Raw genomic sequence first — 14,726 nt, 5'->3', positions numbered from 1 at the left:
TCTTAATAATATAAATATGTGCGGTATATACGGATCTACGGTTTATTATAATGATGATATTGTTCGGGCTAAACTGGAGAAAATACATTTTCGCGGGCCCGACCATTCAGGTTTTGAACGTGTAGGATCTGTTATACTGGGACATAACCGCCTGGCCATTGTTGATCTTGATCCACGCTCCAATCAACCGTTTACTTATAAACATCTTAAAGTAGTTTTTAATGGGGAGATATATAATTACCAGCATTTGAAATGCAGGTTAAAAAAAATAGGCCATGCGTTTTATACGGATTCAGATACCGAGGTACTTGCCGCCGCTTATCTGGAGTATGGCGCACAATGTGTTGATTATTTCAACGGCATGTTTGCTTTTGTAATTTATGATACCAAAGAGCAAATGTTTTTTGGCGCCCGCGACCGTCTGGGTAAAAAGCCATTTTACTATGCACATAAGGGGCGCGATTTTGAATTTGCAAGTCAAGGCGTACAAATAACCGTTGGGCAGCAAACTAATATTGATCAGCAGGCTATTCAGGAATATTTTATATGGGGATATGTGCCTGAGCCTCGCTCGGCCTGGCAGGAGATCAAAAAACTGCCTGCGGGCCATAGTTTTAAGTTAAATTTGATTACAGGCCAATTTAAAACAGAAAAATTCTGGGAAATTGGACATGTAAATACAAGTATTTATACCGGTAGTTACCAGGATGCTAAAACAGAACTTCGGGAATTATTAAAGGATGCTGTTGGCATCCGCATGCATGCTGATGTACCGCTTGGCGTATTTCTTTCGGGGGGTATTGATTCGTCGCTGGTTGCTGCGCTCGCTTCAGAAAACACCGAACAGATCAAAACATTTTGCATCAAGTTTAAAGAGAAGGGCTTTGACGAAAGTGTTTTTGCCTTGAATATTGCCAGGCACCTGAAAACAGATCATTATGAAATAGTATGCGATGACGACGAAGGCATGAGCCTGATTGAAAGCTTCGGGAAATACTATGATGAGCCCTTTGCCGATTCAAGCGCTATCCCATCGTTGTTGCTTAATAAATATACCAAAAAGCATGTAACTGTGGCCCTGAGCGGTGACGGGGGGGATGAAAGTTTTATGGGCTACTCAAGGTACAAGTGGTTAAATATGGCAAACCAGTTTTTTGATTGCCCTATAGCCTTGCGTAAAATAATGGGTGAGCTTATCAAATTATCGCCCAATTATCGGCATAAATTAATAGCAATGGGTATTAGTACAGCTTCTATTGATGTATTATATGCCTTAATGCTGGGCGGCTTGGAATATTCCTGGCTCCAGCAACCAGAATTGGGGCTGAAAGTTCCTTATATGGGTATTTTGGGTTCAGCATCAGGAAGCTTTTTACAAAAAATGTCGGCCTTTGATATCAAAACCTATTTAAATGGCGATATCAATACCAAGGTTGATCGCGCCTCAATGGCATTTGCAGTTGAAACGCGGGCCCCGCTTATGGATCACCGGATAGTTACGTTTGCCCAGCGGTTGCCCGATAGCTATAAATTTGGTAACCGGGTTCAAAAAAGAATATTGAAAGATATTTTATATCAATATGTACCTGCCCAATTGTTTGACAGGCCAAAATCAGGCTTCACTATGCCGTTTAGCCATTGGTTCAGGAGCCAGCTCAGAACTTATGTATATGATGAGCTGTCGTTATCAGAATTAAAAGATATTCCTGGCATTGATGTCGACAAAGCGTTTTGTATGATCAACGACCACATGGCTGGTAAATGGAACCGCGCTCCACAAATATGGAAATTGCTGGTGCTGAAACAATGGTTAAAAAATCAGAAAGTAACTGCTTTGCCCAACTATCAGTTGGCCTAAAAATAAATACCTGCTACCTATGATCCAGATTAAGACCACGGCATTTCATCTGATGCCCGTTAATGTAATTTGGTTTGCCGATAAACCTCAAAAATGGCAATGCCTTTACAGCTATTATAAACAAAGCACGCATGTAACACCGGTTGCTGGTTATCATCGTGAAGATTTTTTTACCAAGGTTATTGATTTAACCTCCCCGTTAGAGGTTATTGAATCGGGATTTGATCAAAAAACGGCCTATGAAATAAGACGGGCCATTAAAGATGGGGTTACAACCACCACAGAAAGCGATATAAAACATTTTATAAACTTTTACAATTTATTTGCCCAAACCAAGCAGCTACCCAGCATCGGCAGCAATGTTACTAAATACAAATCACGCATGGTGATAACTAAGGCTGTATATGATGCCCAGGATATCGTAATGCATGCTTATTTGATTGACATCAGCATGAAAAGGGCGAGGTTGTTGTATTCAGCATCGCTTTTCAGAAATGAGCAGGATACACAGTTGCGGGCCGTAGTGGGCAGGGCCAACAGGCTATTGCATTTTAAAGATATGTGTTTATTTAAACAGCAAGGGTTTAGCGTTTATGATTTGGGAGGTTACGCAGTAAACACAAAGGATGAAGCACTTATCAGGATCAATTATTTTAAAGACAGTTTTGGAGGCACACTTGTACACGAGAGTGATTATTTGCCTTTTCCTGCCCTGGTTTTATCTTTCCTTAATAAAATGTTTAAATCATGACTGTAATAAGCCTGCTACTAATATGTTTTAATAAGTTGTTTGTTTCTGACAAATGGAATATTGGTTACGTTCATCAAACCCCCGCCGACCTTATTGCTACTCAAAAACTCAGGGGTAAAATTACCTGGCTTAAAGAGGGTGATGATGATTATGCGGCCGATCCTTTTATAATTAATATAGATGGACACCTGTATATTTTTTATGAAGAACTAAATTTCTGGAAGGGGAAGGGCGAGATCGCATTTATTGATGATCTGAGCCTGAAAAAGAAAAAAAGGGTAAAGGGTATCATGAACAGATCGGTACACCTGTCATACCCATACATGTTTACAGCAAATGATCAATTATACTGCATACCCGAAACTTCAGAATCAAAACAGGTTGCTTTATATGAGGTGGATAAGAATAATCTTCAGAATTTTAAAAAGGTAAGCGTTATTTTAAAGGATGATAATTACGTAGATAACTCTATCATCTATTATCAGGATAAATATTGGTTGTTTACCAGCATTTCCGGAAAGCATGGCGAGTTATATATTTATTATGCTGACAACCTTTTTGATGATTTTAAAGCGCACGGGCAAAACCCAATAAAAGTTGATGATCATGCCAGCAGATCAGCAGGCAGGCTATTTATAGTTGACGGAAAGTTATATATGCCCAGCCAAAACCCTGCAAAATGTTATGGCGGTTCTGTCATGATCAATGAGATCACGAAGCTAAACGAAACTGAATTTGAACGCCATACCGCGTTCGAGCTATTGCCTCAGGCTCCATATGATAAAGGTTTACATACCATAACTTTTGCCGACGGCTTACTTATAGTTGATGGAAAACGCAGCGTTTATAACGCGCTGAATCCGCTTAAAAAAGTAATCAGGAAAATCAGGAACAGCAATGTGTGGAGTTAAACAAAACATGGTCTTTGTTTCCATGTCTGACGAAGCTAATGGAGCCGAAAACGTGCTGCTAATGGCTGCCACGGCTGCAAGCGCCCCTTTATTGTTTTTAAAAAAGGCAAAAGCAGGTGGTTTACGTATTCCGGCCGGTCAGGCATCACAATATGTTACAGATAAAAGCATGTTGATGGGTTTCTGGGGGCTTACTGCTTTGCTTAAGCCTTATCGAAAAGAGTTTATCATCATGAGTACCCATCCTTACCTGAACGCGTACTTAGGGTTTTTAAAACGGATAGGATACTTAAAGTCGCAGCTTATCGTACGCGAGTGCACATCCGTTTTTACCAGGTTTACAGGTTTAAAAAAATGGAGCTACAGATTGGCTTACCGTTTAGGTTACCCGGGTGTAAATCTGGTTGTTTGCCAAACAGAGCTGATGCGTAACCAATTTATACAGCATGTATCTTTTGTACCTGAGCATAAAATAGTGGTACAAGCTAATCCGGTTGATTTAAAGCAGATTTTGCTGAAAGCCGAATATCCGCTGCATGATACTGATACCGATGCCGGGTTTATATGCGCTGCAGGCAGATTGATACCAGAAAAAGGTTTTTCGTTATTGATACACGCGTTTGAAGGGATCTATAAACAATATCCCGGCCTTAAGCTACTGATATTGGGCGAGGGGCCTGAAAGGGGTGCTTTAACTAACCTGATTGATAATCTTAAACTATCACAGCATGTAATATTGAAAGGGCGTATTGATAACCCGATACCTTATTTTAAAAAAGCAAGGCTGTGCGTGGTATCATCTGTTAAAGAAGGATTTCCGAATGTTTTGCTTGAAATGATGACAGCTAATCAGACGGTTGTTTCAACTCTTTGTGCCGGTGGCATCGAAGCCATTCCGGGCATATTTAAAATAAATGTCAATAGCGTAAACGAGTTGGAAGCTGGCCTGAAAAAAGCGCTTGATAATAATAGTATTAATAAAAACGAAACGGTTCAGCAATATCTGCATAACCGCACACCACAAATATTTGTAAGCTCATTATTACAAAATTTTGAAAAGATACCTATCTACTAAACAACCCTTAAGCCGGAGGTAATTATGAAACCTAAATTAAATTCAAATGAAAAGCAAATTGATACGCTTTCAAAAAGTATTGTTATCCGGTATTTTATTCACAACAATAATCTTTTTTAACGGCTGTAAAAAAGAAGAAGCAAGTAAAATAAAGCCATCAACAGTTATGCAAACGGTAAAAGAGAAAAAGCCGGGCTTGTATATTATAGATTTTGATGGCTTAAGATCAGATGGTGGATTTTCTTATAAAATTGGCTATGTAATTGAAGGCGGCGACTCAAATGATGAACCTGAAAAATCTGTTTTAAGATTGTTCGAAAATGGTATTGAATTGCACCCAGCACATTCCAACCATCAAGGCATTCGTGATTACGGTAAGGGGCGTTTTAGCCATTGGGGCACAACCTTGTATTTTTCTACCTCGGATAATACCGATCCGGTTGCAAATGGCAGGGAGTATACTTACACACTAAATGGTGCCGGGTATCCGGCAGCAAATTGAACGTATACCGCAGCAGCCATCCGGATATAGTAATAATCTGTTCATTGGCGGGTTAGGGCCCTGCGCTCGGGCCTTGCCCTCCAATCATTTCCTGGCCTGTTTACGGGCTTTCACAAACTTTTAATATTAACATACCTGTTTGCCTTGTGCTCATAAGGCTCCATTTTTCAATCTTAAACTGTAAATCTTATGAAAATTTTAATTACTGGTACAGCTGGTTTTATTGGCTATCATTTGGCAAAACGTTTGCTGGAAAGAGGCGACACCGTAGTCGGCATAGACAACATCAATGATTATTATGATGTAAAGTTGAAATATGCCCGGCTTACTCAAACCGGAATTACCGTATCAAAACTGGAATATGGCAAACCAGCACACAGTAAATGCTATCCTAATTATACGTTTATCAAGCTTGATCTGTTAGACAAAGACCAGTTAGAGCAGTGTTTTCAAACTTACCAGTTTGATGCGGTGTGTAATCTTGCTGCCCAGGCCGGCGTACGGTATAGTTTAACCAATCCTGAAGCTTATATTGATTCAAATATTAAAGGTTTTCTGAATATATTGGAGTGTTGCAGGCATTTTAAAATAAAACATCTGGCTTATGCCAGTTCGTCGAGTGTTTATGGGTTAAACAAAAAAATGCCATTTAGCGAGCATGACATTGCCGATCATCCGGTTTCTTTATATGCGGCATCAAAAAAGGCTAATGAAATGATGGCGCATACCTATAGCCACTTATTTAATTTACGCACTACCGGACTTCGTTTTTTTACAGTTTATGGCCCTTGGGGCAGGCCAGATATGGCACTCTTTATTTTTACAAAAGCCATGCTTGAAGGCAAGCCTATTGAAGTATTTAATAACGGTAATATGATGCGCGATTTTACCTATGTTGATGATATTGTTGATGGTATTACACACGTGATAGATAAACCGGCTGAACCCAATGCTGATTGGGACGCCCAAAAACCGGATCCGGCAACCTCAAAAGCTCCTTTCCGTATTTTTAACATAGGCAGAGGAGCACCGGTAAATTTGCTTGATTTTGTTACCGAGATTGAAGCACAAATGAACATTACCGCCAAAAAAATATTTTTACCCATGCAAGAGGGGGATGTGGCCGAAACCTGTGCCGATGTATCAAACCTGGATACAATGTTAAATTATAAACCGCATACTTCTGTTCATGATGGGGTTGAGCAATTCACCAATTGGTATAAATCGTTTTATCAGGTCGGAAAGCAGTATTCTGAACCGGTTACGTCAGAAATTACAATGTAGTTTTGTCATATTAATGTCATGAAGTGTATAGATTTATACACCGGGTTTACAACTTAACTTTACACTTTTTAAGAGTAAAAAGTTACATAAACGCAGTTTTTGAACCTTTTTAATTTTAAGACTATTCTTTCCATGTAAGTTTTGGTGGCAATTTTTCAAACGCAGTGCCGTTTGATGGCCTTACTAAAAAAATATACATGGAAAGAAAAACAAAACCTTTTAGAAAAGTGGCTGCCGTCAGTATGATGTTAAGCGTAATTATCTTCATGGGTAGTTGCACAAAAAATGGAGAAGCACCGTTACGCTCATCAGGCACCGACTCGTTATCAACTCAATTAGAAACTTCGGCTGCTACATCTACTACCGCTGCAACAGCAACAAGCTTTACAGTTAATTTAACCAGTATTAAATCAGACGGAGGCTATGCCTACAAAACTACCTATCCTTTAAGTAAATCAGGCGACTCAAACGAGCAGCCTAAGGCCTCTACACTTAGGCTTTTTGAAAATGGCGTTGAATTGAAACCACCACATTCAGTACATGATGATATTCGTAACCTGGGTAAGGGTCGTTTTAGTCACTGGGGCACCGGATTAGTTTTTTCAGCTTCTGATAACTCTAACCCTGCAACCAACGGACGCAAATATACCTATACATTTGATGGTTCTAATGGTTCATCTGGTTCAACTGCTCCGGTAACACCGCCAGCTACTACTCCGTCTAACCCAACCACCACCGATGGCCTTTTAGGCTATGCAATGGTTAGTGGAACAACCACCGGAGGCGCTGGAGGCGCATCAGTTACCGTAACAACGTTAGCGGCTTTAAAAACTGCTCTTGGCGATAACGCTGCAAAGATAGTTTACGTTAGCGGAGCCATAAAAGGATCTGGTGACGATCCGGTTTATGTAAAATCAAACAAATCTATCATCGGTAAACCAGGCGCTTCAATTGAAGGTATATCACTGTATATGTTTACTGTAAGTAACATTATTATACAAGATGTTAGATTTAAAAACTATGTAACCGACGCGGCGCTGATGATCAAATTTCAAACACACCATGTGTGGGTTGATCATTGCGAGTTTTCTACAGACCGCTCACATGGATGGGATTACTGGGGTAAAGACATCTCAATCACCCGTGGGAGTGATTATATTACCGTTTCCTGGAGCAAGTTCCATGATACCAACCTTTCTGTGCTGATAAGCGGCGGAATAGATGCAAGTAATGCAGCTGATGATAAAGGTCACCTGCGTGTTACCATGCACCATAACTACTGGTACAATGTTAGCGAAAGGGAGCCTACTATGAATTACGGTAGCGTGCACATGTTTAATAACTATCACTTAAATAACAGTAGCTACTCATTAGGAGCAAGGGCTGGTGGTACTGTACGTACCGATAATGAGTATTTTTCAGGCTGTCATAAACCAATCACTACTAATTTAGATGGTGATCCTCCGGGTTATTTCAGTGGTGTTAACACCAACATTTATTCAAATTGCGGTGCTAATAGTATTACTACAGCAATTTCAACATGGGTACCTCCATATAGCTATGCTTCTGCATTAGATGCAGCTGCAAACGTGCCTGCTAAAGTAGTAGCCGGTACAGGGCCAAGAGCTATTCATTAATTATATATTTAATATAAGAGTTTATTTAAACACCCCCTCTGACCGCTTTGGCGGTTGGGGGTGTTTTAAACGGTTAGGAAACTAACCTATATACCTGTTATCTATCACTATTATTAAGGCCCCCGGGTCGCTGCATACAACGCTCGTTGAATGCTTTTATAACCAATACACGCTTACCCTCATTTGTTTAACATTAATATTTGCTTTGTGTGATATTTTCATTACACACATATGCAGGTATGAATATGATATTGTTTATGAACAGAGTAGGACAAAAAATACTGATCGTATGCGATTCATCTAAATCATTGATTGATTTTAGAGGGAAGTTGATTGAACAACTGGTGCAAAACCATCAGGTAAGTGTATTTACCCCTCAAATAACACATCAAAGTATACGCGAAAAGTTAAGCCAGTTGAATGTTGATGTTTATGAAAATAAGCTTGATGGCAGTAATGTATCTGTTTTTGCCGATTTAAAATTTATTGGCCAGTTATATAAACTCATTAAAAAAGTAAGGCCCGACGTTTTTTTTCCTTACACTTTTAAACCGGTTATTTACGGAACCTTATTGGCCAAATTATGCAAGGTGAAAAAAATAACGCCAATGCTTACAGGCTTGGGTTACAACTTTACCCAGGAAGGAAAAACAGGTTTATTAAGTTATATAACCCGCAGGCTTTTAAAATTTAGTCTGGGCAAAAACCGGCGGCTCAAAATCATTTTTCAGAATAAGGATGATTACCAAACCTTGCTTGATCATAAAATTTTAACAACTAAGCATAAAGTAGCCATAGTGAACGGCTCAGGTGTTGATCTGGAACATTACGAATACACTATGCCCGATGCCAGTAACATCAGTTTTTTAATGATTGCCCGCTTAATAAATGCTAAAGGTATTAATGAATATTATGAGGCGGCCAATAATATTCAGTCACAATATCCTGATATACAATTTAGGCTCATAGGTGCCTATGGCCCTAATGTAGATGCTATTAGTGATGAATTATACAACAAGATAAAATCAGGTAAAACCATTACTTACCTTGGCGAAGTTCATGACGTACGACCCTATATTAATGATGCGTCTGTTGTGGTATTACCTTCTTATTATGGCGAGGGTGTACCCCGTTGCCTTTTGGAGAGCATGGCAATGGGAAGGGCCATTATTACCTGCGATTCTGTGGGTTGCCGGGAAACCATCGAAACGGCTGCTGAACCCAATGGCTTTCTGATCCCGGCCAAAAATGTGAACGAACTTGTTTCTAAGATGGAATTTTATCTGAATAACCGGGACACTGTGCGCAGTTACGGTATAAACGGCCTGGCCTATGCCCGTAAAAAATTTGATGTGAACCTGGTAAATACCGAGATGCTGAAAATTATGCAGCTTAACTAACCTTCAATTTGAACAAACTTTTTTAGTAACCAATAAAATTTTATGCGATGGAAAATAGATTGATCTACGCTGACCGAACGCTAAGCGATTTTCAAAACATTATAGACGAATACGGCTGGATTGTATATGAAGGCGCTTTAACCCCCGATTTTATTGATGAAATAAACAGCGATCTGGCCGTGGCTCACGTGCTCAGAAGAGACATACAGGTTAAGAACGGCATCAGTGCAAACATGGATGGCACACTGCATCACCTACTGGAACGCGATAATTTTGCACTCAGCTTTTTGGATAATATGTATTGTAATGAGGAGATCGGCTGGTTTTTAGGTGGCAACTATATACTCAATGGTATCAATGCGGTTGTTCATGCCCGGCAGGAGCATCCATACCTGAGCAATATGCACCGGGATGTACGCACCTTTATGAAAGAAACAAAGTTGCTGGTTCAGATGATTGTTACGCTGGATGATTTTACCATGAATAACGGCGCTACTTATTTCCTGTCAGGTTCTCATAAAGTTGATGTAAGACCCGATGAAGCTTACTTTTATGAGCATGCCGACCGTGCTATAGCACCAAAAGGCAGCATCATCATGTTCAATTCAAACTTGTGGCATGCCGCCGGCGAAAATAAAACCAATGGTTTAAGAAGGGCTTTAACGCTTGGCTTTACCAAACCGTTTTTTAAGCAGCAAATGGATTATCCTCGTTTTTTGGGTTACGAATTTGGTAAGGGCCTAAGTCCTCAACTACGCCAGGTTATAGGCTATAATGCCCGTACGCCTGAAAACCTGGATGAATACTACCAGCCTCCGCATTTAAGGATGTATCAGCGCGATCAGGGTTGAATGTAGCCCTTTGCCAACACCATTCACTTTAACTTGTAGCAATGCCTAAAACTAAAACTACTCCAAGATCTATTGGGGGGTATTTTGAGTTGCAGCTCACTCCTGGTTCTGAGTATTACCCCAATCTCATCCGGCTAAATACCGGCCGTAACGCGTTAGAGTATATTTTAAAGCAAAAGGGATATACCAAAATATATATACCTTATTTTACTTGTGATGTTATACTTGAGCCGCTTATCAGGCTAAACGTTGAGTACAGGTTTTATTCAATTAATGAACAGCTTGAGCCTGTTATAGATTTTGCTATTGAACCTTATGCTTGTTTTTTATACACTGATTATTTTGGTGTTAAGCGTGATGCGGTGATACGATTAAGCAAGCAGATCAAACACCTTATCGTTGATAATTCGCAAAGCTTTTATTCGGAGGCCTTGCCCGGTATAGATACTTTTTATTCGTGCCGGAAATTTTTTGGTGTGCCGGATGGAGCTTATTTACAGATCCGTAAAAAGCTTAATCGGAAACTGCCGGTTGATTCATCAGTGAACCGTTTTTCGCATCTGATAAAAAGCATAGAACTGGGCACCGAAGCTGGTTATACCGATTTTAAAGCCAATAATGAAGATTTGGAAAACAATGAGATCAGGAGTATGTCGCCCCTGACCCAAAAAATTCTATCGGGTATTGATTATGCGGAATGTGCCAGGATACGTAAACGGAACTTTGATTTCCTGCATAAGCACCTGGAAGCCACTAACCTGTTCAAGTTTGATATTGCCGACGATTGTGTACCAATGGTATACCCATTTTTACACAATGCCCGTGATTTAAAAGTACATCTGATACAGAAAAAAATATTTGTGGCTACTTATTGGCCAAATGTATTTAAGTGGACAAACAAAAAAATGTATGAGAATTACTTTACCCAACATCTGGTGCCTTTGCCAATAGATCATCGATATAACCTTCAGGACATGTTTTATATGTTAACCATTTTACAACATTTTATATGACCGTTTCAGTATATATCCGCCCGCTGGCATTGGAAGATGCCCAAACATCATATTTATGGAGAAATGACCCCCAGGTATGGACTTATACCAATTTTAGAGCGACACAGCGCATCACCTCAAAAATGGAAACCGCCTGGCTACAGGAAAACCTGAATAAGCCAGATCAAAGCCGTTTTGCCATATGCCTTAAAGAATTGGATACCTATGTAGGCAATATTCAACTGCTGGATATCAAAGATAAGACCGCAGAGCTGCATTTGTTTATTGGTAACAGGCTTTATTGGGGCAAGGGCATAGGTTACCAGGCCACCATGCTCATATTAAAGTACGCCTTTTTTTATAAGGAATTGGAAAGTTTACATCTGCGGGTGCATCCGGCTAACATACCGGCTTTATATATCTACGAAAAAGCAGGCTTTGAGATCACCGGAGAAGTGGATGGCCTGGTTAAAATGAAGATCCTCAAAAAAAATTTTGTAAATCAAGGACAACTGGTCAGGTAACCTACTTAAAAAGCAATAATCATATGACTAACTTACTTACCATTGATGATAAAATGGAATGGGCTTCGTATGTACAAAAAGCCGCTGAATATGACTTTTATCATACCTGGCACTATCATGCCTTAGAAACCAAAGTGGGTGCGCCAATTTTATTTGTTTACCAGGAACAGGGTGATTTTATAGCATTTCCGCTGCTCAAAAGGGCTATTCCCGAGTGTGATCATTATGATCTGAGCAGCGTGTATGGTTATTCGGGGCCTTTTTCCAATAAAAAAATGGAAGATCTGGACGATTCATTACAGGAAAACTTTAAGCAAGCTTTTCTGAATTTCCTGACCGACGAAAAATATGTATCCGTATTTACCCGCATACATCCTTTTTACAAACAGCAATTGCTGCTTGAGAAATTTGGTGGTGTACACGATAATGGACTAACCGTAGTAATTGATCTGTCGCAAAATATTGAAGATCAACGTAAAAAATACAGGCAATCAACTATGGATGCGGTAAGGCATGCCTGGAAAAAAGGCTTTGTTGTTAGAGAAGAGAGCGGCCCCGAAGCTATCGCGACATTTGTAAGCATCTATACCGAAACTATGGAACGGGTAGGTGCCTCTGATTATTATTTATTTAACGAGGAGTATTTTTCGAGAATCCTGAATACACAGGAATATGATGCACGCCTGTTAACGATGTACGATGGAGATACAGCCATTTGCAGTACTATTGTCATGCTTACCAATGGTATTATACAAGCTCACTTAATAGGTACACGTACGGTATACCTGCAGCACAGCCCATCCAAATTCATGGCCGATCAGATATCTGTACTTGGCCGTACGCTGGGCATGCGTTATTATAATTTAGGAGGTGGCCTTGGTTATAAGGAAGATGCGGTTTTTAAGTGGAAGTTAGGCTTCACAGATCTTTGTATGGATTTTAAAAGCTGGCGGTACGTTGCCAACCCTTCTATGTACCAGGAATTATTGGATAAAAAAGAGATTGATAAAAATGCGGATATCGATTTTTTTCCGCTATACAGATATGCTTAAACTAATAAACTATCCCTTAACTCACTAAACTTATTTGTCATGATATATATCAGAAATTTATTGTTTCAGGAAAGGTTTCATTCCAGGTGGTTAGTTCTTTTAATTGATCTGATGATTGTATTTATATCACTTTGCCTTGCTATTTCTTTAAAAAATAAACTTGATTTAAAACAAGACAATATTTATTATCTGGTTTTTTATTGTAGTAGCGCAATCTTCACTTTCCTGATCATGCGTATCCATACCCGCATTATCCGGTATTCAAATACTAAGGATATGCTGCGTGTTTTTGTTGCGGTGCTGGTAAGTAATGTGGCATTTATGCTGCTCTGCAACATATTATTTGAGCCTTATCTCCGGATTAGTCTCGCCGGGCTGGGCGATATATTGTTGATCAATTTTTTCATATCGTCATCATTGTTGATGGGAATGCGCATTGTAATAAAAGATCTGTTTGTATATCTGGAAGAACCTGCAATAACCGCTAACCGGGAAAACGTGCTGATATTTGGCTCAGGTACACCCTCCATTCTAATTAAAAAAGCTGTTGAATCGCAAAAAGGACTCATGCTGCAGGTTCAGGGTTTTATAGATGTGGGTGCTGATAAAATTTATAAGTGTATTGAGCAAAAGCAAGTTTACCCGGTACGTGCGCTTGCCGATCTGCAACAGAAACAAGCCATTAAAACAATGCTCATCACCGCCGAAGATCTGAACATTGCAGGCAAGCGCGATGCTGTTGAAAAATGTATTGAATTGGGCATTAAAGTTATTACCGTTCCGCCTTCTGATCAGTGGATTAACGGAACTCCCAGTCCTAATCAGTTTAAAGATCTGAGGATAGAAGATTTGTTGGAGCGTGAGCCCATTGAGCTATGTAAAGATCATATTTTAAGTGAGTTTAAAGGTAAGCGGGTGCTTGTAACCGGTGCTGCGGGCTCCATTGGATCAGAGATCGTGAGGCAGGTGATGGGTTACAATCCTGAATGTATCATATTATGTGACCAGGCCGAAACACCTTTACATGATATACAAATGGAAATTGAGGATGGGAAAAACACTTGTAAAACAAGAATGTTTATAGCCGATATTCAGAATACGGCCCGTATGCGATCGTTGTTTAATTTATACAAACCACAAATTGTTTTTCATGCGGCGGCATACAAGCATGTACCCATGATGGAAAATAACCCGACAGAGGCGGTATTAACCAATGTATGGGGCACCAAAAATGTAGCAGATATTTCGCTGGAGTTTGGAGTCGAAAAATTTATCATGATCTCAACAGATAAGGCAGTACGCCCAACAAACATCATGGGGGCTTCCAAACGTATTGCCGAAATGTATATCCAATCCTTAAACAAGGAAATTAATGAGCAGCAGGAATTTTTTCAGAACATTGATACCGGAACAATTAATCAAACCAAATTTATCACCACCAGGTTTGGTAATGTGCTTGGTTCAAATGGTTCTGTGATACCCAGGTTTAAGGCTCAGATAGAGCGCGGCGGGCCGGTAACTGTAACCCATCCGGATATTACGCGTTATTTTATGACCATACCCGAGGCGGTTCAACTGGTACTGGAAGCTGCCATCATGGGTAAAGGATCTGAAATATTTTTGTTTGATATGGGTAAACCTGTGAGGATAGCAGATCTGGCAGCAAACATGATCAAGTTGGCTGGTTTTATACCCGATAAGGATATAAAAATTGTTTTCACCGGTTTGCGGCCGGGTGAAAAGCTTTACGAGGAGTTGCTGAATATTGAAGAGCAAATTATCCCCACTTATAATAAAGATATCAAAATATCCAAAACCATACCTAACCTTTATGCAGAAGTTAATAATGTGATCAAAGAACTGCTGGAGCTAAGCAAACTAAACAACGA

13 protein-coding genes are annotated in these 14,726 nt (G+C 39.8%); all 13 read left to right on the top strand.

The genetic code is table 11. The features are described from left to right. Positions 1–16 precede the first annotated feature (16 nt). Positions 17–1,858 (top strand): asparagine synthase (glutamine-hydrolyzing), encoded by a 1,842-nt coding sequence (asnB, locus tag AAGC65_RS04835; protein ID WP_343111285.1) that lies wholly within the window; start codon positions 17–19, stop codon positions 1,856–1,858. 19 nt (positions 1,859–1,877) lie between these two features. Then, positions 1,878–2,609, top strand: a complete 732-nt coding sequence (locus AAGC65_RS04830) for a hypothetical protein (RefSeq protein ID WP_343111284.1) — start codon at positions 1,878–1,880, stop codon at positions 2,607–2,609. Beyond that, complete coding sequence (locus AAGC65_RS04825; protein WP_343111283.1) at positions 2,606–3,520, top strand: hypothetical protein; 915 nt, start codon at positions 2,606–2,608, stop codon at positions 3,518–3,520. The genes AAGC65_RS04830 and AAGC65_RS04825 overlap by 4 nt, the downstream gene beginning before the upstream one ends. After that, positions 3,507–4,595 carry a glycosyltransferase gene (locus AAGC65_RS04820; protein WP_343111282.1) on the top strand — a complete coding sequence of 363 codons (1,089 nt, stop codon included), beginning with the start codon at positions 3,507–3,509 and terminating at the stop codon, positions 4,593–4,595. The genes AAGC65_RS04825 and AAGC65_RS04820 overlap by 14 nt, the downstream gene beginning before the upstream one ends. Positions 4,596–4,641: 46 nt before the next feature. Further along, positions 4,642–5,097 (top strand): hypothetical protein, encoded by a 456-nt coding sequence (locus AAGC65_RS04815; protein ID WP_343111281.1) that lies wholly within the window; start codon positions 4,642–4,644, stop codon positions 5,095–5,097. A 189-nt stretch (positions 5,098–5,286) separates the two neighbouring features. Continuing rightward, positions 5,287–6,381: an NAD-dependent epimerase gene (locus AAGC65_RS04810; RefSeq protein ID WP_343111280.1), complete on the top strand. Its 1,095-nt coding sequence runs from the start codon at positions 5,287–5,289 to the stop codon at positions 6,379–6,381. Positions 6,382–6,578: 197 nt separating this feature from the next. Then, positions 6,579–8,018, top strand: coding sequence for a pectate lyase (locus AAGC65_RS04805; protein ID WP_343111279.1), 1,440 nt, complete (start codon positions 6,579–6,581; stop codon positions 8,016–8,018). Positions 8,019–8,275: 257 nt separating this feature from the next. Next, positions 8,276–9,418: a glycosyltransferase family 4 protein gene (locus AAGC65_RS04800; protein ID WP_343111278.1), complete on the top strand. Its 1,143-nt coding sequence runs from the start codon at positions 8,276–8,278 to the stop codon at positions 9,416–9,418. Between the two features lie 47 nt (positions 9,419–9,465). Then, positions 9,466–10,269, top strand: a complete 804-nt coding sequence (locus AAGC65_RS04795) for a phytanoyl-CoA dioxygenase family protein (RefSeq protein ID WP_343111277.1) — start codon at positions 9,466–9,468, stop codon at positions 10,267–10,269. A 41-nt stretch (positions 10,270–10,310) separates the two neighbouring features. Continuing rightward, the gene (locus tag AAGC65_RS04790; RefSeq protein ID WP_343111276.1) at positions 10,311–11,282 is read left to right on the top strand and encodes a hypothetical protein; all 972 of its coding nucleotides are present in this window, start codon (positions 10,311–10,313) and stop codon (positions 11,280–11,282) included. After that, on the top strand, positions 11,279–11,785 hold the full coding sequence (locus tag AAGC65_RS04785) for a GNAT family protein (RefSeq protein ID WP_343111275.1): 507 nt from the start codon (positions 11,279–11,281) through the stop codon (positions 11,783–11,785). Before AAGC65_RS04790 ends, AAGC65_RS04785 begins: the two co-directional genes overlap by 4 nt. A 23-nt stretch (positions 11,786–11,808) precedes the next feature. Beyond that, positions 11,809–12,837 carry a GNAT family N-acetyltransferase gene (locus AAGC65_RS04780; RefSeq protein WP_343111274.1) on the top strand — a complete coding sequence of 343 codons (1,029 nt, stop codon included), beginning with the start codon at positions 11,809–11,811 and terminating at the stop codon, positions 12,835–12,837. A gap of 39 nt (positions 12,838–12,876) precedes the next feature. Next, positions 12,877–14,726, top strand: a 1,850-nt coding sequence (locus tag AAGC65_RS04775) for a nucleoside-diphosphate sugar epimerase/dehydratase (protein ID WP_343111273.1), incomplete at its 3' end; no start/stop codon positions are given.

The sequence above is a fragment of the Mucilaginibacter sp. genome (assembly GCF_039207105.1).
GTDB lineage: Bacteria > Bacteroidota > Bacteroidia > Sphingobacteriales > Sphingobacteriaceae > Mucilaginibacter.
This window is presented reverse-complemented; position numbering and strand designations above follow the sequence as displayed.